Genomic DNA, 25645 nt, shown 5'->3' on the forward strand with positions numbered 1-25645 from the left:
CGGGGTGTTAATCAATAGATACCAAGGTATTTGAGAGGTTGCAATGCTGTGGGGTATTAATTTGAGAGTTTAACCGTGGGGATATGAAGGGGAAACCCTGATCATCTGGAATGCGGAACTGAGTCAGCTGGAGTTCTTCTACTTCACCACCGGCGGCTTCTATACCCGCGGGGTGGCTCAGTTTGACGTGGATGGCTTTGTGGCGACGGAGCAGGTTACCGGCTCTGATGAGGGGATCACCGAAGTGCGGGCCCGGGTGACGCTGAATCAGGATGGCAGCATGAGCCAAAGCTCGCGCTATCTGAAACAGGGCAAATGGGTGGATGGCCACAGCGTGACCTATTACCCGGTGGAGTGAGGCGGGGCAGAGACGAAAAAGACCGGCCTTGCCGGTCTTTTTTCTGGCTCAAAGAGGCGCTGTTGTTTCAGGAAGCGCGCTGCTTATCGTCGTTGCCGTCGGCGGGGCCAACGAAACGGGACAGCTCGCTGGCAAACACCGAATGCAGCTCCTCTTCTACGTCGCGCAGCCGTTCACGCAGGTCGGCGATGGACTCTGCGCCCTCAAAACGCTCTTGCAACAGGCGCTCGAATTTCGGATCGGTTCCGGGCATCTTGTTACCTCCTTTACCCCTGCGGGGCTCGGCAAGTCTTGCACATCCGGTTTGGATGGCCTGGGCTGAGCCGGTTTGGCCCGTTGGCGTTATCATAGCCACAATGCCTGATTCGCGCCTTCTACGGTGCTCAGAACCACAGTATCCATGGGCGCTGGACGCAGTTCAAGGGTACCTGACATCAATTCGTCGCGACGGAACCAATGGATCGTTAATTCCGAACCTTCACCGTAGCGTTCCAGCTGAGTGTCGAGGTTGCCGGCGACCTCCAGATTATCGACAGCGATAAGGCGATCCCCCGCGGCCAGCCCGGCGCGGTGGGCGTTACCTCCCTCCGCAACTGCCTCAATTCGCACGCCGAAAGCTTCGGCACGGTAACGGGCACCCAGGCTGGCTTTCAGTGCCGGTTTACCCTGGCCGCCCTTATCGCCATTGCCATTGGCCGCGCGCATCCGCATCTCGACGCCCACCTGTGCCAGCAAACGTTCCAGCGGCAGGTCATCGGTGTTGTCGAGGTAGGCGAACAGGTCGGAGACGTCGCGGTCAAGCAACTCCGCCACCAGTGCCTGGTGGGTGTGCTCGTCGGTGCCAATGCCGGTTTGGCCGTGACGCTCCCACAGCAGCCGCATAAGGTCATCCAGTGACCGTCGCCCCTGAGTTTCCAGACGCAGGGTCAGGTCCAGCGTCAGGGCAAACAGGGCGCCTTTGGTGTAGTAGCTGACAATGGCGTTCTGGGCGTTCTCATCCTGCTTGTAGAACTTGGTCCAGGCGTTAAAGCTGGAATCGCGCAGGCTTTGCTTAAAGCGGCCCACACCCCGTGTAACCCGGGTCATACCCTCGGCCAACATCTGCAGGTAGGTGCCCTGATCGACGCATCCGGAACGGTACACCAGCAGGTCATCGTAGTAAGAGGTGATCCCTTCGTAAGCCCACAGTTGGCGGGTGTAGCTCTCCTGGCTCAGATCGTACGGGACAAACTGGGCGGGCTTGATGCGTTTGACGTTCCAGTTGTGGAAATACTCATGGGAGCAGAGGGAGAGGAAGGTGCGATAGCCTTCGCTGATGCCCGGCTCGTTGGCGGAGGGCAGGTCGCCACGGCCACATACCAGCGCGGTGGAGGCGCGATGCTCCAAGCCGCCAAAACCACTGCCTACCACCTGAGTCAGGAACAGGTAGCGGTCGTAGGGAGCCTGGCCCCCGAACAGGTTGATCTGGTATTCGCAGATTTTGCGCAGGTCTGCGCAGATGCGGTCAGTGTCGGCGAGGTGGCGACCGGTCAGCACCAGATCGTGGGGAACGCCGCCAGCCTCAAAGGTGGCCAGGGTGAACTCCCCCATCTCAACCGGGTGGTCGATCAGCTCGTCGTAGTTATCGGCTTGATAGTCACCAAAACCGTAACGCTCAGCGCCCGCTTCGCGCATCGCCGTGGCCACGCGCCAGTTCTGGTACTGCGGGCCTTGCGGTGCCAGCAGGGTGACTTTGACGGGATTTGATTCCTGCCCCACCACGGCAACAAAGGTGCTGCTGCCGTTAAAGAAGCCATGGGTCTGATCCAGATGGGCGCCACGAACTGAGAGGTCCCAGGCGTACACCTGATAGTGCAGCTCCACCGCACCACTGGCATGGTCCAACTGCCAGGTCTGCTTATCCAACTGACTCAGCGCCAGAGGCTCGCCATCAGGACGCTGGGCGCGTACGCCGATCAGATGACGGGCAAAGTCGCGAATCATGTAGCTGCCGGGCAACCAGGCGGGCAGGGTAAAGCGCTGGCCGGCTTCGGCCTGAGGCACGCTAACGCTGACGGCGAAGAGGTGGGCGTTGGGGTCAATCGGTTGGATCTGGTAGTGGATCATCAGGGACTGCTTCCTTCCTGGTCGTTTTCCTGTTGGCGATTGTAACGGGGCAATCAATGGGTTGTCAGCCTCGATCCTCAGGCGACTGAATGTGATGGGGATCCCGTCTTTTCTGTGGGGCCGGACGTATGCTGCCTGCACTTGATCAGGCTGGAGTCGTGGATGTTGACCCTGTTTCGCCCCTTTATGCTGATGCTGGTGCTGTACGGACTGTTCTGTCTGTTTGGTTTGTGGCGTGGTTGGCGAGAGCAGAAACGGCTGGCCCGCCGACGGCGTCGCCAGTGACGCTGTAAAGCTGGCGACACCCGGCAATCAAGCGGATGACATCACTGCCATTTTTCCTGCGGGTGCGAGGCTCGTATAATAACAGCTGTCTTACTACAGCCTGATTTGGGAGCCCTTCATGGCCGAAGAAACCCTGTTCTCCAAGATTGTCCGTCGCGAAATTCCTGCCGAGATCCTCTACCAGGACGATCTGGTCACCGCCTTTAAGGACATTCAACCCAAGGCACCGCATCACATTCTGCTGATCCCCAACCACCTGATCCCCACCGTCAACGACGTGACCCACGACGATGAGCTGGCGCTGGGCCGCCTGTTTACCGTGGCCGCCAAGCTGGCCAAGCAACTGGGCATTGATGAAGACGGCTACCGCCTGATCATGAACTGCAACCGTCATGGTGGTCAGGAGGTGTATCACGTGCATATGCACCTGCTGGGCGGCCGCGCACTCGGACCGATGTTGGCCTCATGATGCGACCGGATAACAGCGAATTTTTCCCCCTGACCGGACTGGCCAGCCGCTTTGTTGAGCAGTTGGCACAGTGCCGCGCACTGGGGGTGAAAACCCTCGAAGGCAGTGAGCACCACGTGTTGCTGGAGTTGCCCTACAACGAACAGTTGGTGGGTTATCCCGATACCGGCGTACTCCACGGCGGGGTGATCACGACCCTGATGGATACCGCCTCCGGTGCCGCGGTGGTGTGTGCGGTGACTCAAGCCTCCGGCGAGATTGAGCTCTGTCCGACCCTGGACCTGCGGGTTGACTACATGAAGGCGGCTGAGCCCGGTAAGCCGGTGTACGGTTTTGCCGAGTGTTTCAAGCTCACCAGTGCGGTCGCTTTTACCCGCGGCATCGCCTACCAGGACTCCATGGATGACCCCATTGCCCAGGCGGTGGGTTCCTTTATGCGCATCGGTCCTGAGCTGATGACGGACAGTTTCCGTCAGGCGTTGAAGGGGGAGTAATGGACTTAAAGCAACTGCTTAAGGAAGCCAACGCGGACAACGATTACGGTCGGCTGTTGGATCTGGTGCCCTATGCCCGCTTTATCGGTATGGAGTGTGAGCGCTTTGGCGACGAGATGGTGTTCCGTCTGCCCGCCAAGGAGCAAAACCTGGGCAACCCGATGTTACCGGCCTTGCACGGTGGGGTGATTGCCGGTTTTATGGAGATGTCAGCGATTCTGCAGCTGATGGTGCTGATGCAGACCACCCGGGTGCCTAAAATTGTCGACTTTTCCATCGATTATTTGCGTGCAGGCTATGCCCGCGAGACCTATTGTGAGTGTAAGATCACCCGTCAGGGCCGACGCGTGGCCAATGTGAGTGTCAGCTGCTGGCAAACCAATCGGAAGCAGCCCATAGCGACCGCGAGGGCACACTTCCTGATCGACTAGGATAGGAGGCAAGGATGAAAGCGTGGATAGGGGTATTACTGCTGTGCCTGACGGGGTGCAGTTCCATTACGGCGGGCGTTGCGGCCCGCTCCGACCGGTCCGAGCTGCGCATTGATTCCAGCAGCGTCGCCCGTGAAGTCAGCATCGAGCAGGTGCAGAAAGGCTACCAGGGCGAACGCTTGCAAGCCTCGGCGGTGTTGATCTCCCGGGTCAGCACCGACCGCTACCTGCAGTACAAATTCACCTTCTATGACGCCAGTGGCGTGCCGGTGGAACCCGATGCCATGAGTTGGCGACCGGTTAACCTGCATGGTGGCGAGCGTCGCCCGGTTACGGCAGTCGCTCCGACTACTTTGGCCACCGAATTCGAGATATATGTCCGTCGAGCTACGGACGAATAGAGCTGGAAAAACTCCTTTACAATTGGCCATTTAAAACCGGCAGTGACTGTGATGTCTGTCGGTTTTTTTGTTGGCATTTCCGCTAGAATGGCAGCCAATTCAACCGCCCTCACGGACGATTGCACGGTATTGGGCCCACCCTTTTGCTGTTTTCTGGAGAAATGCCATGACCGACATGTTCCTCGAGATCTCCCCCGTGATGTTTTCCACCCCGCTGCTGTCTGGTGTTATCAGCACCTTCCTGACCGTGGGGATCGCCTACTGGGCTTATCTGGCCTACGACTACAACCGTACTGAGACCGAGCCAAAGCTCTGGAATAAGTAACCCGCTTTCCGAAAGCCCGCCGATTGGCGGGCTTTTTTGTGTCTGATGTCCCAAAACCCGCCGCTTTTGGATATACTCCGCTGCGCCACGGGGTGTGCCACGCACTGAGATCCTCCACTGAGGGAACCCGTTGAACCTGATCCGGTTAATACCGGCGTAGGAATGGCGCGCCCAGGCTCCCCGTTACCGTCGTCCGGATCAGATCGTTTTGACCTGCAATCAAGAGAATCGATACGGACATGAGACGCTCTTTGCTCTCCCTGGCCATGCTGGCCGCTCTCCCCGTCGCCGCAGAAGAGGCGATGGAAACCCTGACTGTTGTGGCCGACTTCCGAGGCCAATCGCTGGCGGAACTGCCGGCGTCCGCCACCGTGCTGGATGCGCAGCAGCTGGAGGACGAAGGGGGAGAGCACTTTGAGGATGCCCTGCACCGAATTCCCAACCTGAACTGGTCCGGTGGCAGCTCGCGCCCGCGCTATTTCCAGATCCGCGGTGTGGGTGAGCAGGAGGAGTATCAGGGGGCGCCCAACAGCTCTGTTGGTTTTATCGTTGATGACATCGACCTGTCCGGCATCGGCATGGCGGCGAGCCTGTTTGATCTGTCCCAGCTGGAAGTGTTGCGCGGGCCGCAGGGCACCCGTTATGGCGCCAACGCGCTGGCGGGTCTGATCTACCTGAAAAGCAATGATCCCACCGAACTGTTTGAGGCAGGCACCGAGATCAGCGTCGGCGAAGACAACCAGCTGACCGTGGGCGCTTACGCGTCCGGTGCGGCCGACGATAACGGTGAACTGCTGTACCGGGTGGCGGTGCAGAATCACCAGCAGGATGGTTACCGCTACAACGCCTATCTCGACCGCGACGACACCAACGCCCGTGACGAAACCACTGTGCGGGCGAAACTGCGTTGGCTGCCCACCGACACCTTCCAGGCCGACCTGACCTTCCTGCACGCTAATCTGGATAACGGCTACGACGTCTGGACCCTCGACAACAACGGGTTTACCACCAGCACCGACGAGCCGGGCGTTGACAGCCAACGCACCAATGGCGCGTCGCTCAAGCTGAACTGGGCAGTCTCTGAGGCCGTCAACCTCACCGCCATCACCAGCTACGCCAACAGCCGCACCCAGCACGCCTACGACGGTGACTGGTCCAACTCCGACTACTGGGCGGGACTGGATTGCCCGGTCTACGACGAGAACTGGAACGTGGTGGGCAGCGAGCCCTGCGTCTACGACTACTACTGGGACAAATCCGCCAAGCGCGACACCATCAGCCAGGAGGTGCGTTTTGCCTCCGGCGAAGCGGGGCGCATCTTTGCTGGCACCACCGATTGGCTGGTGGGGGTCTACTACAGCCGGCTGAAAGAGCACAACGATCTGGAAAGCTATTACAACGGCTTCCCGGACCAGTTCCTGATCAGTGACTACAAAGCCGCCAATACGGCGCTGTTCGGTCAGCTGGACTCCACCCTCGGCGCCTGGGAGCTCTCCGCTGGCCTGCGTGTCGAATACCGCCAGAGCGACTACGCCGATGATGCCGGCGAAAGCTTTGACCCGAAAGAGACCATGTGGGGTGGCCACCTCTCTGCCAGCCGTGCCCTGGCTGAGGGCCATCGTGCCTACGTGCGCCTGGCACGGGGCTACAAAGCGGGTGGTTTCAATATGGGCCTGCCACCGGTGCTGGAGGGGCAAACCGAATTTGAGTCCGAAACCCTCTACAACTACGAGCTGGGCCTGAAGAGCCGCTGGTTTGATGGTGCGGTGAACAGCAACCTGGCGCTGTTTTACATGGATCGTCAGAACCAGCAGGTGGAAGCCTCGCTGCAGGATCCGGACAACCCTCAGCGCTTCTTCCTGTACACCAACAACGCCGGTGCATCCGAGAACTACGGCCTGGAGCTGGACGTGAACTGGCAGGCCACTCGTCAACTGGAGATCTACGGTACCCTGGGTCTGTTGAAGGCGCGCTATAACACCTACCTGCTGCCGGAAGCTGACGGCTCCTTTACCGACCTGTCCGGCCGCGAACTGGCCCATGCCCCCAACTATCAGTACACCCTGGGGGGCACCTACCGGGCTGATAATGGCTGGTTCACCAACCTCAACCTCAATGGGGTGGACGCGTTTTACTACTCCGACAGCCACGATGCCCGCTCGGAGGCGTACACTCTGGTCAACGCCAAGCTGGGTTACGAGGCACAGAACTGGGCACTCTATCTGTGGGGGCGCAACCTGACTGACGAACAGTACGGGGTGCGCGGTTTCTACTTTGGCAATGAGCCAAACGACGGCTGGGCCGAAAAGCTGTACGTTCGCTACGGTGACCCGCGCCAGTTTGGCCTGACTTTCCGTTATGACTACCTGTAAGGAGCCTGCCATGCAATTGGCCGTTGAAATCAGTCTGTACCCGCTCAAGGACGACTATCTGAGTGTGATTAAGTGGTTTATCCAACGCCTTGATCAGTATCCGGAGGTGCGCCGCCTGACCAATGGTATGAGCACTCAGTTGCTGGGGGATTACGATGCGGTGATGGCGCTGCTCGCCACCGAGATGAAGGCCGCCCACGAGCAGTGGGGCAAAGGGGTGTTCGTCTGCAAGTTCATTCCGGGTGGAGTCAACCTTGACCACAGTGAGTGACTGGCTGCAGCAGGCCGCCTCTGAAGCCCACGCCCTTTCCGGCTGGGAAGCGGTGGCGGTGTTGCTGGCCATTGCCTACCTGCTGCTGGCGATGCGTCGCAGCCTGTGGTGCTGGCCCGCTGCGGCGGCCAGCACCCTGATCTACACCGTCCTGTTCTGGAAAGTGGCGTTGCTGATGGAGTCCGTCCTCAACGTCTACTACCTGGCGATGGCCGCTTACGGCTACTGGCAGTGGCGTTTCGGCGGTCAGCGGGGAGACGGTTTGCCGCTGGTGCGCTGGTCGGCGTCGACCCACCTGGCAGTCATTTTGGCCACCGGCATGGTGGCGCTGGGCGTGGGTTACCTGATGGACAACCACACCCATGCGGACATGGCCTATCTGGATGCCATGACCACCTGTTTTGCGGTCGTTACTACGGTGATGGTGGCCCGAAAAGTGGTGGAAAACTGGTTGTACTGGGTGGTGATCGACTTTGCCTCCATCTACCTCTATCTGGCCAAGGGCTTCTACCTCACCGCCGCCCTGTTCGTATTTTACGTGGGGATGGCCACGGTGGCGTACTTCCAGTGGCGCAGCCAGTACCAGCGTGAAAGCACACCGGACCTGGGGCTTCAGGGTGCCTGAACAACTGAAACACGCCTTGGCCCGCCTGAAAACGGCGGGCTTTTGCTGGCAGCGGATCCAACCGCTGGATGGGGGGCTGGGCAACCGGCTTTGGCGCCTGCAGGGCGCGGGCGACTGGGTACTGCGCCTGCACAACCCGGAATTGGCGTTCTGCGTTGACCGGGAGCAGGAGCCGCGGGCCTGGCGCGCCTGCGCTGAGCGTGGACTGGCGCCGTCCCTGTGCCACTGGGAGCCCGATTTCAGTGTGTCGCAATACGCGGGCAGTTCACCGTCACAGCCGCAGGAGCAGCCACTGCTGGCATTGATGCTGGCGTTGCACCAACTGCCGGGACACTGGAACCCGGTGGATCCGGTTGTACGCATCCGGCAGTACCTGGAAACCCCGTCTGAGGCGCTTCGCCACTATTGGCCGCAGTTACCGCAACTGGCCGCCCAGCTGGCCTTGTCGAAGCTGCCTGACGGATTCTGTCATCACGACCTGCACTGCGGCAATCTGCTGATCGACTCCAAAGGGCAGTGGCGTGTGATTGACTTTGAATACGCGGGCAGGGGTTCGCCTTTGATGGATCTGGCCCCCTGGCTGGATGGCACGGATCCCGGACTGACGTCTCCGCTTTGGCGGGAATACCTGATACAACGGGGCTTGAGCCCGGACCAGCAGGAGTGGACCGCCATGCGGGCGGCGATGGCACTCTATGGATTATTGGGGGCCGCCTGGTCAGAGCGAATGGATCGATGTCACAGCGATCGAATTTACTCTCAATGGCGTAAACACTACCTTGAACAGGTAAGGGTATGGCTACCCTGATGGTTTTCAAACGGGAGTGTCGACATGGAAGCAACGCTGGCGAGAGGATGTGAACCCCGGAGGTGCCGATGAAGCGGTGCCTGCTGGTGGTGCTGTTACTGGGCCTGTTGGCAGGCTGCTCGCCGCGTTTTGTTTACGGTTGGCTGGATTGGATCATCCCCTGGCAAGTCGATGATTATGTGACCCTCAACCGGGACCAGGAAAGCAGCCTGGACTTTATGATCGGCAAGCAGGTGCGCTGGCACCGGGCACATGAGCTGCCATTGTACCTGGCTCATCTGGAGCGCTTGCAGAGGGACCTGGCCGAGCCACTTGACCAGGAACTGGTGCTGGCCCACATGCAGGAAGCGTCTGAGCATTGGTACCGGTTGTTTGCCAAGCTGCTGCCGGACCTGGTCAGGCTCATCCAGTCGTTCAGCGATGAGCAGGTCGAGGAGATGCTGGCCCAGGTTAACAAGGACAACGCCGAACTGCGCGAGGAGTACGGCGATATGACCCTGGAGGAGCGCATCAAGCGCGCCAACAAGCGCATGGACAAGTCGATGCGCAAATGGATAGGCAAACTCTCTCCGGCCCAGAAAGCGGCCATTGCCGATTACAACCGTAATCGACACAACACCCTTGAGCTCTGGCTGGCGTACCGGGAAGACTGGATCGCCCATTTTTCCGATGCCCTCTATAACCGGGCCGATGGTGAACGCCTCAAGCGGGAACTGACCCTGCTTCTGGTCACTCCCGACGAGCTGAAGGGCCAGCAATACCTGAGCCAAATTTTGGACAACCGGCGCCGCCTGGCGCAGGGTCTGATCACCATCCATGCGGAGATGACGCCCCGGCAAACCCGTAAGCTGAACCGGGAACTGGATGATTTACAGGCGGATCTTGAATACCTGATCCACAAAGATTGAGCCACACTGTTGAAAGCGTTAGGGCAACCTACCGGTCTTGCCCTGTAACTCAAGTAAAACAGGGGCTCACTCATGCAAACCCTCATTCAACTGTGGCAACGCTTCTATTCCGCCACCACCGCTCTGGATGGGTTGGCGCCATTGGCGCTGCGCCTGTATCTGGCGCCGGTACTGATTCAGGCGGGCTGGAACAAGGCGGGTCACTTTGCTGATACCGCCGCCTGGTTTGGTAATCCGGACTGGGGATTGGGACTGCCCATGCCCGAACTGATGGCGGCTCTGGCCATCGGCGCTGAATTGATCGGCGGCATTTTACTTCTGCTGGGCTGGCTGACCCGACTGATGTGCATTCCACTGATGGTGACCATGCTGGTGGCTGCCTTTGCGGTGCACTGGCAGAACGGCTGGCTGGCCATCGCGGATCCCAGCTCATGGCTGGCCAATGACCGGGTCATGGAATCGGCGGAGAAGTTGGAACGGGCCCGCGGAATTCTGCAGGAGCATGGCAATTATGAGTGGCTGACCAGTTCCGGCAACGTGGTGATTCTCAACAACGGCATTGAGTTTGCCATCACCTATTTCGTTATGCTGCTGGCGCTCTACTTCCTGGGCGGCGGACGCTACACCAGCCTGGATTACTACCTCTCCCGCCAATAACCCTGCTGCGCGCGGCGTTGATTTTGACGCGGGGCTGGGCCAGCATGACGCGGGTATTCTAAGGATTGAGAGGTAACCCATGGACGCCAAAGCGTTATTGCTGAATCGCCATTCCCAGCACCGGCTGACCTATCCCGGCCCTTCCGCTGAGCAACTGGACGCCATCCTGGCGGCCGGCAGCCGGGCGCCGGACCACGCCGGCCTGCATCCCTGGGAGTTCGTGGTGGCGCAGGAGCAGGGCCTGGAGCGCCTTGGCGCCATCTATTACGATGCCGCGCTGGCGGATGGGGCCGAGGGGGAAGCCCTGGCACGGGCCCGGCTGTTGCCGACCCGCGCTCCGATGGTGATCACCGTGATTGCCAAAATCACAGAGCACCCCAAAGTCCCGGTAATTGAGCAGCACCTCAGTGCCGGATGCGCTTTGATGGCGATGCAGATGATGGCCTACACCCTGGGCCTGGGTGGGGTATGGCGCACCGGCTCCTACGCTAAGCACCCGCTGGTGCGGGAGGCGCTGGGGGTGCAGGGGGATGATGAGATTGTCGGGTTCCTCTACCTCGGCACGCCCGCCAAGCCGACCGAATCGCGCCCCTTACCGCCGTTGGAGGGCCACGTCCGCCACCTTTAATCCCTAAGGGGCCGGCAAAATGGCCAGTGCTGGCTCATGCAGGCTGGTCAGGTATACGCGGTCTCCGGCGTGCTCTGCGCCGGTAATAAACGCGAACGTGCCTTTAGGATCGTCAAAGTGGCGCCCAATTGCGCCGTTTTCATTGAGCCATAACAACTGACCATGGCGCTTGGCGGCCGGGCGCAGCGCGGCGGGCAGGCGCCGAATCACATCACGCAGGGCAGGGTAGGGCGCCAGGGCATCCAGCAGCCCGTCCCGGGGTGCCACCAGTCCAACCCAGTAGCCTCCGTTCTCGGCCCGGCTGATGTTATCGGGAAAACCCGGCAGCCCATCTATCCAGATCGAGGACTGGCCCGCCTGACTTCCCGAAATCTGATGGCGCCAAATCCGGTAGCGCCCGGTCTCACACACCAACACACTGTTGCCGTCGTGGCTTAGGGTCACACCGTTGGCAAAGCTCAGTCCTGTCATCAGAGTGTCGAGTTGGCCGCTGGCGGGATCGAAGCGGTACAGTGAGCCGCTTTGGCTGTGGGCCAGTAGGTCACGAACGCCGCCATCAGCCACACCGAACCGTTGTGCCGGAAACCGCCGGGATGCGTCGGTAAAGTAGATCTGCCCCCGGGGATCCACCGCGAGGTCATCGACAAAACCAAATGGGCCGAGCTCGTCCCCCGTCAACAGGGTTCGCGCCGTGCCATCCGGTTGCCAGCGCAGCAGGCCCTTGATGGCGTCAGCGATGTACAGCGTGCCATCGCTACTGTAATCCAGGCCCAAAGGGCGCCCGCCGGTATGCCCCAACATCTGCCATCCCGCGCTTTCAGACCACTGCCACAGTGTGCCATCGGCCAGTCCGGTGGTGATTTGGCCATCGGGACTCACTGCCACATCTTCGGGCCCCTGGCTTTGTGGCAATGGCAGTGTGGTGAGGCCGTAATCCAGCGGCTCAGGACCGGGCAGCTGATCCGAATTAACCGCATCCACCGGCCCCCACCGTTGAGCCGACATCGGCACCGGCCAAAGTGCCAGGTAGGCCATAACAGCAACCAGTACACTCAGTAACCAAACGGGCACTTTCATTGCCGCTCCTTGGCAAAAAAAATCGGATTTTCGATAACATAGAGGATAAATTGTGCTGGGGCGACCCCGGTCCACATTCGCTTTCGCTTGGGCCGGGGAACACTACACTGTAAGGAACAGATCGAGGTTGAGGTGGCTGTGAAATTAGCAACCTGGTGGCAGCGACGTGCCGTGCGCATCACGGTTTATGTCGCGCTGGCGGTCGGGACATATCTGGCCGCATTGGGCTGGGGTTTACCTGCACTGATAGAGCGGCAGGCGCCTAAATGGGTGGCGCAGGAGATGGCCGCTGAGTTGAGTCTGGAGCAGGTCCGGTTTCACCCGCTGGAATGGCGAGTGACCATCGATAAACTGGCCTTAACCGGTGACGACGGCAAACCGCTGGCGGGTCTTGAGCAGCTGGTGGTTGATCTTGAACCGTGGCGCTCGCTGTTTTCACGCCATTGGCAGCTTCAGGCCGTCAGCCTGACGGCCCCCTACCTGGACTACCGTCAGCGCGGCCCTGAAGAGAACAACTGGCACCAGGCCCTCGCCCCCCTGCTGGCAAAAGCCGAAAGCGCGCCCCCAGAGCCCGAACCTGAACCGAGCGGCCTGCCCAAGCTGGCGATCGATCAGTTTGTGCTGGAACAGGGTCGCATCCGCTATGAGCAGGACCAGCGTCATACGACCGAGTTGACCGACCTTGCCCTTGAGGCGGAGAACTTCCACCTGGCCCGTGGTGAAAACAAACTGGCGCTACGGTTAAGTGGCCCGGGGGGCGGCCAGGCCAACATCACTCTGGATGCGAATTTCGATCCGCTGGACCTGGCGATGACGCTGGATCTGAAAAACGCCGATCTGACCCGCTTTTGGCCCTACCTGGCCGAGGATTTCCACTTTGACCTCGCCAACGCGCAGACCGACATTAACCTGTCTGCCCACCTCTCGCTGGACCCGGAGCTGCAACTGCGGATAGAGCAGGGCGAGTTGACCCTGCGTGACCTCGATATGGTTTACCAAGAGACGTCACTGGTCCGGATGCAGCAGGCGGTTCTGGCGCCCGTCGAGTTTGATCTGGCTGCGCAACAGGTGAGCCTGGGGGAGCTGAGTGTTGAAGGGTTGGCGGTGAATGCCCAACTCAGCGACAAGGGGCTCGATCTGGCCACCCTGTTGACCCCAATCGGCGCTGAAGAAGCAGAGTCAGGGTCGGAAACGCCCTCAGAGACGGCGTCACCCTGGCAAGTGCAATTGCAGCGCTTAACCCTTGCCGACGCCACACTCTCGCTGACCGACCAGACCGCTGAAACGCCGGTGGACTGGCAGTTTGATGTGGCTCCTCTAGTGGTTGGCCCGCTCGGTACCGACACCGCTCAACCGCTGACCATTGACCTGGACACCCACATCAATCAATACGCTTTGTTGACGCTGGATGGGGAATGGCAGCTGGATAACAACCAGGGTGAATTTGAGGTGGCGCTGAATGATTTCGACCTAACCGATACCATTCCCTACTGGCAATCGCTGCTGAATCTGAAGCTGCACAGTGGCCAGCTGACGACCCGTGGCGACGTTACTGTCGCCCTGGACGACCCCCTCTCGGTGACCTTCCAGGGCGAGATCGGTGTCGCCAATCTGGTGACTCAGGATGCCCTGGCGGAGCGTGACTTTGTTAAGTGGGGTCAGATGGACATCAACCATCTGGATTTTGACCTGGCCCAGCGCTTCTTGAAGATCGACCAACTGGCGTTTAATGAGCCTTATGCCCGCATCATTATTGATGAAGATGGCAGCACCAACTTCGCCGGCCTGGTGGCTTCGGTGGAGGAGGACCAACAGGGCGGTAATGAAACGGCACAGCCGGCACCAGCGCAAACCGACCCAGCGCAACCACAGACCGGAGAAGCCCCTTTTGACGTCACAGTGGGGCGGATACTGTTTGCCAATGGTTCGGCCTTCTTTGCGGATAACACCTTAACGCCAAAGTTTGCGACCGGCATCGAAACCCTGACCGGGGAGATCAGCGGCCTGGATGCTCAACAGGAGAGCCGCGCCGTCGTGGATATTCAGGGGCAGGTTGACCGTTATGCGCCGGTATCGCTAAAGGGAACGGTGCAGCCCCTGGCGGAAAAGCCGTTTATGGACCTGGCTCTGAACTTCGACAACATCGAACTGACCTCCCTCAACCCCTATTCCGGGACCTACGCCGGCTACTTTATCGATCAGGGTCAGCTTGACCTGGCACTCAAGTACGCACTGGATGATAACCAGCTTCAGGGCAGCAATCAGGTGGTGATCAGCCAGCTTAAGCTGGGCCAGCGCTCCGATTCTGATAAGGCCACCAGTCTGCCAGTGGCCCTGGCGGTGGCATTGTTGCAGGACAGCAACGGCGTGATCGATCTGGGACTTCAGGTGTCCGGTAATGTGGATGACCCGGAGTTTGCCATTGGCCCCCTGATCTTCAAGGCATTGGGTAACGTGATCACCAAAATTGTCACCTCGCCCTTTGCTTTGCTGGGCAACCTGCTTGGGGGTGAAGATCCGCCGGACCACGTCCAGTTTGCCGCAGGCCAGAGCCAGATGGATCCGGAGCAGACCGCGCAGATGGCCCGGCTGGTAGAAGCGCTGTCGCAGCGCCCAAGCCTGGTGCTTTCCGCTCAGGGTGCGGTTGATCCGGTCGCCGATGGACGGGCGTTGGCCAAGGTGGCGCTGGATGCCCGCCTGATGCCCCAGGGCAGTGGCCTGACCGAGCCGCCTGAGCTGGCATTGGCCGCGGCCTATGATGCCGTGATGGGCATGGGTAAGGCGCAATCCGAACAGCAGATGTTGGCCGAACGCCTGCCTGACCTCGATGACGAGGAGCGCAATCGACGCTGGCGCAAAGGGCTGTATGAGCAGCTGCTGGAGGCACAGCCGGCGGATGAAGTGGCACTGAAAAACCTGGCGTCGGCGCGGGGAGAAGCGGTCAAGGCTGCGTTGGTTGAGGCGGGTTTGGCGGCGGAACGGGTGTTCCTGCGGGAAAGTCGGATCAATCTCGATCAAAGCGGCGCCAAGGTCGTTCTCGAACTCGACGCCGCCGGCTAGTTACTCAGTATCGGCTGGCACCACCAGCAAGTGGCAACGCAGGTCGCTGATCATCTGTTCGGCTTTGCTGCGCCACAGCTGGTTGAGTACACCGGAGCGCTTGAAGTAACCCATTACCAGCGTGTCGGCTTTCAGCTTGCAACTCTTATCCCGAATCACCCGGCCCGTATCGCCAGACTTAATGTGGATATGGTCCGGGTCGACCCCCTCGGCTTCAAGCCAGGCAATCGCTTCAGCACAATTGGCGGTGGCGTCTCTCTCAACCTGGTGCGGGCTGACGATGTCCAGCTCGTGTAGGAAGCGTGAGAGGTGCGGTGCATAGATAACATGGATCTCACTGTCACGGGCTTGCGCCATTAGCTTGGCGTATCGCATCACTTTCAGGTTGAGCTGCTGAACCTGGGCATCGCGATGGTCCAGATCCATGGCCACCAGAATGCGAGACTGGGCTGGATGCGGCTCCGGATTGAGCAGGTAGAGCGGAGCGCGGATGGCCCGCAACATATGCCAATCGGTAGTGTGGCGCTGATTGCGGTGGTGCATCACCTTCATTATTAGGTCATAGGGCACCAGCTTCTGCATGGCATCGACCACCTCACTCAGTTTGTCCCAGTTGTCACCCTGCAGTGACACTTTGGGTATACCACGCTCCTCCAACTGTGCGGCCCGCTCGGTGAGTATCGCCAAATCATGGGGCTGTTCGTTGTGATAAAGCAGGGTTAAATCGGCACGCCACAGCAAAGCCAGGTCGGCAGCCGCAGAGACACTGTCACCGAGACACTCCGGTGGGGGGGTGACGGCTAAAATCTCAGAGATCTTCATGCATTATGTCTCCTTCCATCGGCCTCAGACGAGGCATTGAGTCCTACCGCTAGCTAACGTGATTCGCACCCATGTTGTCAAATTGTAGTGGTCAAAAATGAGGCGGTTGTGTCGCGGTGAATGGACATTTAAACCATGCGCATGCGACTGCAAATGTCTGGCCCTTTTTGTGCGTCAGAAATTGGAATTTGATGCTGAGGTTTAGCGCCATTCAGAAATAAACGATGGAACACGATATTGCTGACAAAGTGCTTACAAATGGGATTTTATTTTGGAATATATTTTTTGATATTGTTTTCTCGAATCGAATATTGACTTTGTTGGGATAAGTCGCTGATGGCGTGTGGCTTGGAGGAACCCGCCTTGTGTCATGGATGACATCGCCATGAGGATGTAAGTCACACCGCCTTCTAAGATAACTCGATTTATAACAGTAGGTTACCCGAAATTTCGCGCTTTTAAGCGCCATGGAAGGCCCATCAATAGCGATGGCAGTTTGGAGGGTAGTAGATGAAATCCTGCAACCAATGTAACGCGCTGCATTGCGCACTTTGTGAAAATCGAAATCAAAACGGGTTGGCTGAAGCTGGTTTTGATTATCAGTTTTATGCTGACGGCGATGTTGCCAAACAACGAGCCAGTATCACTGTACCCGGTATGGAAAAGCCCATTGAGTGCAGTAATTATCTGGTGCGTGCCCTATGTGTATTTCTTTCTCATTTAGGTGAACCACTGAATAAGTCCGATCTTTCTGAATTTATTTGGGGTGGGCGGTTAGTTGGGGCCAACAGCCTGCCAGTACTGATCAACGAGATCCGTAAGGTTCTGGATAAGACACACTATCGAATTGTCACCCTGCGTGGGTTGGGTTACATCATGGTAGTGGACGATGATCGCGTTCGGGTTGTGAACTCGAGCGAGGAGGAAGATGTTCAAGCGGAATAATGACCTTTCCCTACTGATGACGGCAGAGCCTGGCTCTGCCGTTACTTTGTCAGAGCACGCTTAAGACCGTACCCACTCTGCTTCATCAGGAAGCCAAACACTCCGCCGATCACCAATGAGGGAACCACCAACAGCCAATCGCCCTCGGCGGCGAAGGTGGCGCAGGCGCCGATAAAGGTGCCGGGAATGTAGGTTAACCAGCGGAATTGAGCCTGAGCACACATCAGAAAGGCGACGATGCCGGTAAGCGCATAACCCAGATAGGGATTGCCCAGCCAGGCACTGCCATTGATGATGGTCATTGCCCAAAACACGCCGGTCAGGTTGGCTAACAGGCTGGCCCCCAATCCAATCAGCCGATCATCGGAGCTGGCGAAGTAGCTGGTACAGCCAAGGAAGCCAGCCCAGGTTAATAGCCCCAGTGTCACAGAGAGCCAGCCCCATACCGCCGACAGTATTCCGGTGGTGATGGCGATGGCAATCAAGCTTGGCATGGAGGGCTCCTTCACGATGACGCATCATAGAATGAAGGATACTCGCTCCTGAAACATTTGGGCTGACGCCGCGGCGGTCAGCGTAACATCGTGGATGAATGAGCGGAGGAGTTCTGGTGCATTACAGACGGGTGCGGTCCAATCCTTTGCTGTCCCGGAAAGCCTGACTGTAGGCTGATTGCGCCTCTTGTTGATGGCGCCCCAAACGCTGGCACTCATTCTCACTCAGGCTCATGCTGCCCACCGCCTGGCGACGGGCGATCTCTTCACCGGACAGGGTTTGCATCGGTTGGTGTTGGGCGAAATAGGTGTGAAATTGGCATAGGCGGGCGTCGCTCCAGCTTTGGATGGTTTCCATGCTCCAGATTGATAGCGAGCATCCGCTCAGTAACGAAACGCAAGCCATAGACAGCAGTGTTTTCATCGCTTCACCTCCACCCTGATAGAGCGGCCATCTTGTTGTGATACTGAGGTAATAACGTTCAATGATGTTAACAACAGTGAGCTCGATCAAACTCGGCTGTGCAAGGTGGGGGAAAGTTCTTCAGGTTGAGAGGTTGGTCGCGCCTTGGTGCTCGTCGTCACCTCCTATCCCTGGCGGAGGTCGAAACGCCATTGCCTGTAGAGCCATGAGCGAGCGCTGTGCCGACGGGGGAGACGATGCAAAAGCTCATCTCTTTCGAGACGGGCTTCTTAGGATGATTTGGTCGGCCAGAGCGGATTTAACCCGGTCCGACGCTCGGTCCGACCCCAAACGCCAATGGCGTTTTACGGGGGCGGAGAGGCAAAAAAGCCCCAACCTGACGGTTAGGGCTTCTTAGGATGATTTGGTCGGCCAGAGCGGATTTGACCCGGTCCGACGCTCGGTCCGACCCCAAACGCCAACGGCGTTTTACGGGGGCGAAGAGGCAAAAAAGCCCATCTCTTTCGAGACGGGCTTTTTAGGGTAATTTGGTCGGCCAGAGCGGATTTGACCCGGTCCGACGCTCGGTCCGACCCCAAACGCCAACGGCGTTTTGAGGGGGCGGAGAAGCAAAAAGCCCATCTCTTTCGAGACGGGCTTTTTAGGATGATTTGGTCGGCCAGAGCGGATTTGACCCGGTCCGACGCTCGGTCCGACCCCAAACGCCAACGGCGTTTTACGGGGGCGAAGAGGCAAAAAAGCCCATCTCTTTCGAGACGGGCTTCTTAGGATGATTTGGTCGGCCAGAGAGGATTTGAACCTCCGACCCCCGACACCCCATGACGGTGCGCTACCAGGCTGCGCTACTGGCCGAAAACGAGGCTTAGTTTATGCCCTTGAGCCGGGGATGCAAGGGCTTTTTTCTTCTGATAAATCGTTTGCTTAGCGTTTGCGCAAATCGGTTATTCCGTCGACTTATGCGGACTTCTTCATGCGCTTCATGGCACATTTGCAGGCACGTCCTTCCAGGGCTGGGCAGCCTTTACAGGGACGCCGCTTAAGGGGCGTCATCACGTCAGGGGTGCCGGGAAAGAGAGTAAAGACCGGCGCTTTACCCTCCTTCAATAACTCGGCGACCCAGTTCTGAGCCAACGACTCACGTTGTTTCTTGCTGAGCTCCGGCAGCGCCTGTTGCTCCTTCAACGCTTTTTTCAGCGCCTTGGTCACAGCTTTAGCGGTTTTCTTGTCACGCTTCTTCTGGGCCTTTACTGCTTTTGACATCGTCTGCTCCAGAGCAAATCAACCATACTGGCATCATTCTAAATAAGAAGCATTCCCATTCAAATGAATTTTATTGTGGGTGAAAACGAATGTCGGGTTCGCCCTCAATGGCGCGAAGCTCGGTTCGACGGTAATCCCCCTTGGCGTAGGCTTCGGCCTGGTCAGCAAAATGGGGAGAAAATGGAATGCCACTTTGCCCCAATGGCGAGATGGCATGGCCCTTAAAGGGCTCGGCCAGGTCGACCAGGCGGCGGGTTGATGGGCCAAAGGTCGCGATGGGATGGGTCTCCCCGTAGCGATAGGCCATGTTGTTGATGGCGCGCTTTGAGCCTGTGATGGCCAACCCCGGTCCCTCGAACAAGGCGGCGAGGGCGGGCACCTCACCTAATGGATGGCGATGGCGCATCTGGCCCTGATTTTCCCACAGCGGGATGGGTTGGGGCAGAGCGGCCAGTGCATCGGCCCAGGCGGCGCGAAGTATGTCCTGACGCCGTTCAGCGGTGGCGGTGCCGGTGTGATCCCACCACGGAGAGTGGGGGTCATGCAGCAGCTCCGCCATTATGCGATCCACCAGTGATTGGCGCTGCAGCGCTTCGAAACGCTCGGCCCCCAGTTCATCTTCCAGCACAGTACGAAGCAGGGACTGGTAGACCGCTTCAATCAAGGTGGGAGCGGCACTTTGGGGGTGGTAGCGGCCATCCCAACGGGCCAGCAGGTCACGCTCCGGTCCGGGCTCAACCGTATCCAACAACAACGCTTTAAGCTGCTCGGCACGGCCATTGCGGGAGTCGGTTTGTACCGCTTTAAGCTGATCCAGTTGCCAGATCGGCTGGGCTGAAAGCGCTTGCTCCAGCAGGGCGGGGCGGAACGTCGGCGCGTAGTATCCGGCCCGCTCCAGTGATTGCCAGGGTCCGCCATAGGGGTGGTTGGCGGAAAAGACGATGCCGGATGGCGGATTGATGTAGCGAGGGTTGTCGCTGTAAGGGTGGTACCCCAGAGGAAGTGTGGCGCTGATGCTGCCATCCAGCACCAATGCACCACTGACGCCCGGAGCGCGCTGTAGGTAACGGGCAACCGCCCACTTGGCAATATTGCCCTCGGTATCGCCATACAGGACGTTCACACCGGGCGACCAGATGGGCTCCAGCGCCGCCTCAAAGCTGGCCATATCTTCGCTTTGCAGCAGTTGATAGAGGCCGGTTAACGGTCGGTTTCGTGGTTCTGTGAAAGTCCACTGCAGTGCCGTCGGCTCCGGCAGGTTCAGCACGGCGTCAACACGGGGACCGTGCAGACTCTGGCGCACGGTCAGGGTCTCGGTGGTGCCATCACTGATGTGGATGGTTTCGACGTGGGCGGTGTAGGGGCGCGGCTGATCATCGAATTGGTAGCCTTCTCCTGCGGGTGTCAGACGATAGAGGTCAGCATCGTCGTTGAGCAACATGGTTAACCCCCATACCCGCTCCGGTGTCCGTCCCAGCAGGGGCAACGGCAGCCCGGGCAGGTAGTAGCCGTAGAGCTGACGATTTGGGGTGTGCAGTTGAGCTTCGTACCACACCTGAGGGGTGGAAAACGCGATATGGGGGTCATTGGCAAACAGGGGCGCGCCACTGGCACTGCGTTGAGGGCTGATCACCCAACCGTTAGAGCCCTGCAGGGTGCCTAATGGCAGGCGTTGGTCCAGAGTGGCGGCGGCGTCCTGCCAGGCGGTCAGCTCCTGATCGGTTAACTGGGCGGGGTAGTCATCGGGCCAACCACTGACCAGAGCCGGGTGGTAGATGGGGTCGAGCTTGGCCACCAGGGCGGTTAGCAAGGGGTCTTGCTTAAAGGCACTGGTAAAGCTGTGGGCCATATAGCTCAGCGTGGCAAAGGCGTCGACCCGGGAGAAGGGCTCAGGCTGCAGACCCAGCAGGCGGTATTCCATTGGTGCAGGCAGGGTGGCAATGGCCTGATTGACCCCCTGATAGTAGGCATCGACCCATTCGGTCAGTTCCGGTTCGGAGGCTTCCATCTGGCTGACCTGGACCTGGGCCCAGTGGCGGGTACCCAGAGTGCGGAAAAGCCGGTCGGTCGGCAAGCCTGGTGCACCAAGCAGAGCGGCGACTTCCCCTTTGCCGACCCGGCGCAGCAGGTCCATCTGGAACAGACGCTCCTGAGCATGTAACCACCCCAGCGCCCGCAGTGCGTCCTGGTCTTGCGCTGCCTCAATCGTGGGTACGCCAAACTCGTCAAACTTGACCGACACCGGCGCTTGCAGTCCGGGCAGGGTGTTGCTGCCCTGATATTCGGGTTGTTGGTGGGTAATGCCGGCCCAGGTGGCCACCGCAGCCGCCCCGGCACACAGTGCCACGACGCCAATCCATCGGTTCATGGTCTCTCCTTTATCTGTTCACGATAGGTTAACCATTGCGCCAACCGAATCCCAGAGGACAGATCATCACATTTAGAAACGATTTGCTCAGATAACAGATTGACCCGGGTTCATGGGACAACTAGCTTTGTAAGCACGGGTCAGGTATCCCAACCACCCGTTGGCAACCAGTGCCCCCGCCTGTGCGGGGGATTTTTTTGCCTGTTAATCGGTGCCGGGACGCGTGCAAGAAGACCCAGTGCTGCGATGTTTGATTGGGCAGCAAACGAAAAAGCGCCAACCGTTCGGTTAGCGCTTTTCTCTTAAAAATGGTCGGCCAGAGAGGATTTGACCCGGTCCGACGCTCGGTCCGACCCCAAACGCCAACGGCGTTTTAAGGGGGCGGAAAGCAAAAAAGCCTGACTCTTTCGAAGGGGGCGCCTAGCCTCAGGCTTTTTCTAAAAATGGTCGGCCAGAGAGGATTTAACCCGGTCCGACGCTCGGTCCGACCCCAAACGCCAACGGCGTTTTAAGGGGGCGGAAAGCAAAAAAGCCTGACTCTTTCGAATCAGGCTTTTTCTAAAAATGGTCGGCCAGAGAGGATTTGAACCTCCGACCCCCGACACCCCATGACGGTGCGCTACCAGGCTGCGCTACTGGCCGACAACGGAGGCCATAATACGGTTATCCCCGCCAATTGCAAGGGCAGCGCGGTTTAAGCGCTGCATCTTTGCGCAATCCCGGTCTTAACGGGCAAGGAATCGCCGACCTTCTTCCATAACCCCAAGCAGGACCTGCACATCCAGGCCGGCATCCCGGCGTCGCTTGTACTCGGGCGAGTAGACCCGGTACTCCCCGTGCTTGTCGATCACGGTGATGGATTTATTGGTGCGGATCGCAAAGTTGCGGTCACTGCCCATCACCAGGAACGGGTTGACCGGCGGTTGGTAAAGGTTATCGCCGAGGCTGTAGTCGCTGGTGGGGTTCTCGCAGCCCATCAGGCGGGTCATCAGACTGCCAACCAGGCCGTAATGGCTGGTTTGGTGGGTTGCGGTCCACGCGCCGTCACCGGGGAAGCGGATCAACATCGGCACCTGAGTGGCCCCCGCCGAGAAGTTTCGCTGCACGCTGGCGTCAGTGGTAAAGACCTGGCCATGGGTACCGGTAAGGATCACCAGAGTATCGTCGCTGACGCCGCTGAGCAGTCGGTTCAACTCGCCGTCAAGGAAGTGCAACGACTGGCGGTATTGGTTATACAGAACCCGCTCGGCGTAGTTGAGCTTTGGATCAGCCTGAACACTGGGAATGCCTACGGAACCAACCGGAGTGCTGTAGTAGGCCGGTGCGTGGTAGGTCACCAACGCAAACTGCGGGCCATTGGCGTTTGCCAGTAAGTCCAATACTTCGTCGGTGGTACTGCTGTCCTGCTGGGCCGGGTTGTTTTCGTCCTGCAGCGGGGCAACGTGGAACGGGGCCAGCATGGCACTGACACTGCGGCTATTGGGCAGGTTGGGGTCACCAAACAGTGAGAAGTCGTAGCCCTGCTCGGCCAGTTGGTCAATCAGGACCGGTGTTTTCTTATCGGCATTCAGAGACACTTCATAGGCGGGAAGCATCCCGTACAGCAAGCTGTAGAGACCACTATGGTATTGGTTGCCACCACTGAAATGGCGTGGGAACCAATGGCTGCTTTGGGCCAGTTCAAGCAACTTGGGCATGGTCTGTTGGTCGACCATGTCAGCGCGCCAGGCATCGACGGCCACCAGCAGAATATTGGGGGTGGTTCTCGGGTGGCACTGCATCGCCGACAACGGATAACTCAGTTGCCGGGTGGGGGCCGCGCTGCGCTCAGCTTTGGCCAGGCTGTCTTCATCCACCAGGCCCTGACGGGTCATAAAGCTCTTGGCCGTGGCCGGGTAGTGCAGCGGGAACATGTCGTCCTGCTGAGTGATCGGGCGATACACCGTGGCATCGGCCCAGACATGGACGAAATGGGTGGCGAAGAAGCAGGTCATCAGGGTGCCGACCACCTTGGTGCCCAGCTTGCGCCGCCGTACCCGATGAAGTCGCTTCCACAGGCCATTGGCCAACACCAGTTGCAGGGCAAACAGCAGCAGTGGGCCCGCGACCAGCAGAGGTGTGTTCAGCAGTGCCAGCAAGTCACTGGCGGCGACATCGAGAACAAAAGGATTGAGGTGAAGACGATAGTGGTCAAAGACCAGCGTATCGAACAGCAGGGCGCTTTGGCCAAGCGTGGCCACCACCGCAGCGTAGCCGCGCAAGATGCGGGAGAAGGGCAACAACAAGGTGACCGGGAACAGAGTCAACAGATACACCGCGAAGCCAAGGAAGGCGAAATGGCCCACCAGGTTGGTCAGCAGGTAGCCCTGCCCAAGCAGAGTCTCTGGCCAGCCTTCGGTGGCGATATAGCGGGTGGCGATCAGCATCGCCAGGATCATGTTGAAAAAGGTAAACCAGTGTCCCCACAGCACCAGCTGTGACACTTTGTCCTTCTGTTGTTCTTGTGCGTGCATGCGGTGGCTCGGCGCCCGATTGTGCTGTTTATCCTACGGTGAAAGAAACGACAATTCCAGCCAAGAATTTCAGCTGGTTAGGCGTCCGAACGACCGTTTACTGAGGCTTTCAGCGCTTCAGCGAACTGTTCGGCGATGGGGCCGCGAACCGCCGGGCTGACCTTGCTGTTGATCAGTACGGTGGCGGCGTTGCCCAGAGCCATCAAAGCCAGGTCGGTTGGGGTCTTGCGCTTTTCCAGCACCAGCAGCAGCTCGTGCAGCAGCTCTTCAACCTGTTCATTGCTGTATTTGGAAACGATAGCCATGGGGGAGTCCTGTTACGTGGTAATGGGTGGGGGCCCGACACTTAGGAGGGGCCGAACCGGCGCGGGATTGTACCCGAATCTCTTGCAGATATCGCTATCACCTATCGAAAAAAGGGGGGTGCCCTTTGGCTTACCCCTCTTATAATAGGTGGCTTTGTGCCCTCCTCGTTCGTGGTGATTATGAGCCTTAAGATCGATCAAGCCATTCTGCACGCGGTGATCCGCTCTGAAGATGGCCAACTGCAGTGCAAACTGCGCCCTCAACCCCTCAGTCATTCCAACGCGCTCGATGACCTCGTCGGCGAGTTGCACCGCCTCTACACCGCCAAAGCGGGCAAGGGCTACGGCCACTTCGGTGCGCCACTGGGTGACGATGGTGAACCGATGGGTGACACCAATGACGCGTTCCGCGAAGCCCTGATCGCCTGGCGGGCCGGTGAGAAAGGGTTCGTTGAGTTCTCCGCTGAGGCTGGCCAGTTGCTGGGTCAGGAGCTGGGTAAGTACGACTTTGCCACTGGTGGCTACCTGCTGATGGCGGCCTACAACCATGTGGCGTCCGATTACCTGTTCGTTGCACTGCTCTCTCCCAAGCCTTCGGTATCGGTGTCTGACGAGATGGAAGTGCAGGGCAGTGAACACCTGGACCTGAGCAATCTGCAGCTGGCAGCCCGCATCGACCTGACTGAGTGGCAGGCGGACCCCACCTCCAAAAAGTACCTGACCTTTGTAAAGGGCCGGGCTGGTCGCAAGGTGGCGGATTTCTTCCTCGACTTTATGGGGTGCGTCGAAGGGGTGAACGCTAAGGCGCAGAACCAGCAACTGATGAAGGCGGTAGAAGATTTCGTTGCCGACACCGAGCTGGATAAAGGCGAGCGCCAGCAGGCCCGTGACGCGGTATTCGATTACTGCAAAAGCCAGGTGGCTGTGGGCGAGCCGATCCAGCTTAAAGACGTGTCTGATGAGCTGGCCGATCAGGGCCTCGACGCGTTTTATCAATTCACCTCCAATGGCGCCTACGACCTGGAAGAGACCTTCCCGGCGGACCAATCCACCTTGCGCGCACTGAAAAAATTCAGTGGCACCGGTGGTGGTGTCTCAGTGAGTTTTGATGCACAGCATCTGGGTGAGCGGGTTCAGTGGGATCCGGTACGCGACACTCTGACCATTCACGGTGTGCCGCCGAACCTGCTGGATCAGCTGAAACGCCGCCTGGCGGGTGAAAAGGACGACTAAGTTTTG

Annotated in this window: 27 protein-coding genes, 2 tRNA genes and 1 riboswitch; of the genes, 17 read left to right on the top strand and 12 right to left on the bottom strand. The window is 58.9% G+C overall.

The genetic code is table 11. The features are described from left to right. Positions 1-172 precede the first annotated feature (172 nt). Positions 173-358, top strand: coding sequence for a hypothetical protein (locus FBAL_RS08050; protein ID WP_013345097.1), 186 nt, complete (start codon positions 173-175; stop codon positions 356-358). Positions 359-425: 67 nt separating this feature from the next. Here FBAL_RS08050 and FBAL_RS08055 read toward each other — a convergent pair whose 3' ends face one another. Both FBAL_RS08055 and FBAL_RS08060 read right to left on the bottom strand, forming a co-directional pair. Beyond that, positions 426-611, bottom strand: a complete 186-nt coding sequence (locus FBAL_RS08055; protein ID WP_013345098.1) for a hypothetical protein — start codon at positions 609-611, stop codon at positions 426-428. 92 nt (positions 612-703) lie between these two features. After that, the gene (locus FBAL_RS08060) at positions 704-2464 is read right to left on the bottom strand and encodes a M61 family metallopeptidase (RefSeq protein ID WP_013345099.1); all 1761 of its coding nucleotides are present in this window, start codon (positions 2462-2464) and stop codon (positions 704-706) included. Positions 2465-2626: 162 nt separating this feature from the next. Between FBAL_RS08060 and FBAL_RS20715 the strand changes: the two genes are divergently transcribed. The 13 genes from FBAL_RS20715 to FBAL_RS08115 all read left to right on the top strand — a co-directional run bounded on the left by FBAL_RS20715 (position 2627) and on the right by FBAL_RS08115 (position 11138). After that, positions 2627-2749 (top strand): hypothetical protein, encoded by a 123-nt coding sequence (locus FBAL_RS20715; protein WP_013345100.1) that lies wholly within the window; start codon positions 2627-2629, stop codon positions 2747-2749. A gap of 118 nt (positions 2750-2867) precedes the next feature. Continuing rightward, positions 2868-3218 (top strand): purine nucleoside phosphoramidase, encoded by a 351-nt coding sequence (hinT, locus tag FBAL_RS08065; protein WP_013345101.1) that lies wholly within the window; start codon positions 2868-2870, stop codon positions 3216-3218. Next, entirely contained in the window at positions 3215-3712 is a 498-nt protein-coding gene (locus FBAL_RS08070) for a PaaI family thioesterase (RefSeq protein ID WP_013345102.1), read from the top strand. The genes hinT and FBAL_RS08070 overlap by 4 nt, the downstream gene beginning before the upstream one ends. Beyond that, entirely contained in the window at positions 3712-4143 is a 432-nt protein-coding gene (locus FBAL_RS08075) for a PaaI family thioesterase (RefSeq protein ID WP_013345103.1), read from the top strand. The genes FBAL_RS08070 and FBAL_RS08075 overlap by 1 nt, the downstream gene beginning before the upstream one ends. Before the next feature lie 14 nt (positions 4144-4157). Further along, a complete protein-coding gene (locus FBAL_RS08080; protein ID WP_013345104.1) occupies positions 4158-4544 on the top strand; it encodes a YcfL family putative periplasmic lipoprotein in 387 nt (128 codons plus the stop codon). A gap of 166 nt (positions 4545-4710) precedes the next feature. Then, positions 4711-4869: a hypothetical protein gene (locus FBAL_RS20440; RefSeq protein WP_013345105.1), complete on the top strand. Its 159-nt coding sequence runs from the start codon at positions 4711-4713 to the stop codon at positions 4867-4869. A gap of 78 nt (positions 4870-4947) precedes the next feature. Continuing rightward, a riboswitch (TPP riboswitch) is annotated at positions 4948-5049 on the top strand. A gap of 59 nt (positions 5050-5108) precedes the next feature. Next, entirely contained in the window at positions 5109-7241 is a 2133-nt protein-coding gene (locus FBAL_RS08085; RefSeq protein ID WP_013345106.1) for a TonB-dependent receptor, read from the top strand. A gap of 10 nt (positions 7242-7251) precedes the next feature. Next, entirely contained in the window at positions 7252-7512 is a 261-nt protein-coding gene (locus FBAL_RS08090; RefSeq protein WP_013345107.1) for a YkoF family thiamine/hydroxymethylpyrimidine-binding protein, read from the top strand. Then, entirely contained in the window at positions 7496-8137 is a 642-nt protein-coding gene (pnuC, locus tag FBAL_RS08095) for a nicotinamide riboside transporter PnuC (RefSeq protein ID WP_013345108.1), read from the top strand. The genes FBAL_RS08090 and pnuC overlap by 17 nt, the downstream gene beginning before the upstream one ends. Next, the gene (locus FBAL_RS08100; protein ID WP_013345109.1) at positions 8130-8945 is read left to right on the top strand and encodes a phosphotransferase; all 816 of its coding nucleotides are present in this window, start codon (positions 8130-8132) and stop codon (positions 8943-8945) included. Before pnuC ends, FBAL_RS08100 begins: the two co-directional genes overlap by 8 nt. A gap of 68 nt (positions 8946-9013) precedes the next feature. Next, positions 9014-9853 (top strand): DUF6279 family lipoprotein, encoded by an 840-nt coding sequence (locus tag FBAL_RS08105; RefSeq protein WP_013345110.1) that lies wholly within the window; start codon positions 9014-9016, stop codon positions 9851-9853. 72 nt (positions 9854-9925) lie between these two features. After that, on the top strand, positions 9926-10510 hold the full coding sequence (locus FBAL_RS08110) for an HvfX family Cu-binding RiPP maturation protein (protein ID WP_013345111.1): 585 nt from the start codon (positions 9926-9928) through the stop codon (positions 10508-10510). Between the two features lie 79 nt (positions 10511-10589). Continuing rightward, positions 10590-11138 (top strand): NAD(P)H nitroreductase, encoded by a 549-nt coding sequence (locus FBAL_RS08115; RefSeq protein WP_013345112.1) that lies wholly within the window; start codon positions 10590-10592, stop codon positions 11136-11138. A 3-nt stretch (positions 11139-11141) separates the two neighbouring features. Here the strand turns inward: FBAL_RS08115 and FBAL_RS08120 are convergent, their stop codons facing one another. Continuing rightward, positions 11142-12215, bottom strand: a complete 1074-nt coding sequence (locus FBAL_RS08120; protein WP_013345113.1) for an SMP-30/gluconolactonase/LRE family protein — start codon at positions 12213-12215, stop codon at positions 11142-11144. A gap of 138 nt (positions 12216-12353) precedes the next feature. On the opposite strand from FBAL_RS08120, the gene FBAL_RS19555 reads away from it, so the two are divergent. After that, complete coding sequence (locus FBAL_RS19555; RefSeq protein WP_013345114.1) at positions 12354-15275, top strand: DUF748 domain-containing protein; 2922 nt, start codon at positions 12354-12356, stop codon at positions 15273-15275. On the opposite strand, the gene FBAL_RS08130 is transcribed toward FBAL_RS19555, so the two are convergent. Continuing rightward, complete coding sequence (locus FBAL_RS08130) at positions 15276-16097, bottom strand: universal stress protein (protein ID WP_013345115.1); 822 nt, start codon at positions 16095-16097, stop codon at positions 15276-15278. It abuts the gene before it with no gap. A gap of 510 nt (positions 16098-16607) precedes the next feature. On the opposite strand from FBAL_RS08130, the gene FBAL_RS08135 reads away from it, so the two are divergent. Then, positions 16608-17042 carry a winged helix-turn-helix domain-containing protein gene (locus FBAL_RS08135; protein ID WP_013345116.1) on the top strand — a complete coding sequence of 145 codons (435 nt, stop codon included), beginning with the start codon at positions 16608-16610 and terminating at the stop codon, positions 17040-17042. A gap of 41 nt (positions 17043-17083) precedes the next feature. Here FBAL_RS08135 and FBAL_RS08140 read toward each other — a convergent pair whose 3' ends face one another. The 8 genes from FBAL_RS08140 to FBAL_RS08175 all read right to left on the bottom strand — a co-directional run bounded on the left by FBAL_RS08140 (position 17084) and on the right by FBAL_RS08175 (position 24406). Further along, positions 17084-17536 carry a DUF1097 domain-containing protein gene (locus tag FBAL_RS08140; protein ID WP_013345117.1) on the bottom strand — a complete coding sequence of 151 codons (453 nt, stop codon included), beginning with the start codon at positions 17534-17536 and terminating at the stop codon, positions 17084-17086. A 121-nt stretch (positions 17537-17657) separates the two neighbouring features. Next, the gene (locus FBAL_RS08145; RefSeq protein WP_041251231.1) at positions 17658-17894 is read right to left on the bottom strand and encodes a hypothetical protein; all 237 of its coding nucleotides are present in this window, start codon (positions 17892-17894) and stop codon (positions 17658-17660) included. Positions 17895-18735: 841 nt separating this feature from the next. Next, positions 18736-18812 (bottom strand) — tRNA-Pro (locus FBAL_RS08150). Between the two features lie 102 nt (positions 18813-18914). After that, positions 18915-19220 (bottom strand): hypothetical protein, encoded by a 306-nt coding sequence (locus FBAL_RS08155; RefSeq protein ID WP_013345119.1) that lies wholly within the window; start codon positions 19218-19220, stop codon positions 18915-18917. A gap of 70 nt (positions 19221-19290) precedes the next feature. Further along, entirely contained in the window at positions 19291-21588 is a 2298-nt protein-coding gene (locus FBAL_RS08160; RefSeq protein ID WP_013345120.1) for a penicillin acylase family protein, read from the bottom strand. Positions 21589-22153: 565 nt separating this feature from the next. Beyond that, positions 22154-22230: transfer RNA gene (locus tag FBAL_RS08165), tRNA-Pro, on the bottom strand. Positions 22231-22313: 83 nt separating this feature from the next. Continuing rightward, positions 22314-24101 carry a DUF3413 domain-containing protein gene (locus FBAL_RS08170; protein ID WP_013345121.1) on the bottom strand — a complete coding sequence of 596 codons (1788 nt, stop codon included), beginning with the start codon at positions 24099-24101 and terminating at the stop codon, positions 22314-22316. A gap of 77 nt (positions 24102-24178) precedes the next feature. Continuing rightward, the gene (locus FBAL_RS08175; RefSeq protein WP_013345122.1) at positions 24179-24406 is read right to left on the bottom strand and encodes a YejL family protein; all 228 of its coding nucleotides are present in this window, start codon (positions 24404-24406) and stop codon (positions 24179-24181) included. Positions 24407-24586: 180 nt separating this feature from the next. Here FBAL_RS08175 and yejK point away from each other — a divergent pair, with 180 nt between their 5' ends. After that, complete coding sequence (gene yejK / locus FBAL_RS08180; protein WP_013345123.1) at positions 24587-25639, top strand: nucleoid-associated protein YejK; 1053 nt, start codon at positions 24587-24589, stop codon at positions 25637-25639. Positions 25640-25645: the final 6 nt, after the last annotated feature.

This window comes from Ferrimonas balearica DSM 9799 (assembly GCF_000148645.1).
Classification (GTDB): Bacteria; Pseudomonadota; Gammaproteobacteria; order Enterobacterales; family Shewanellaceae; genus Ferrimonas; species Ferrimonas balearica.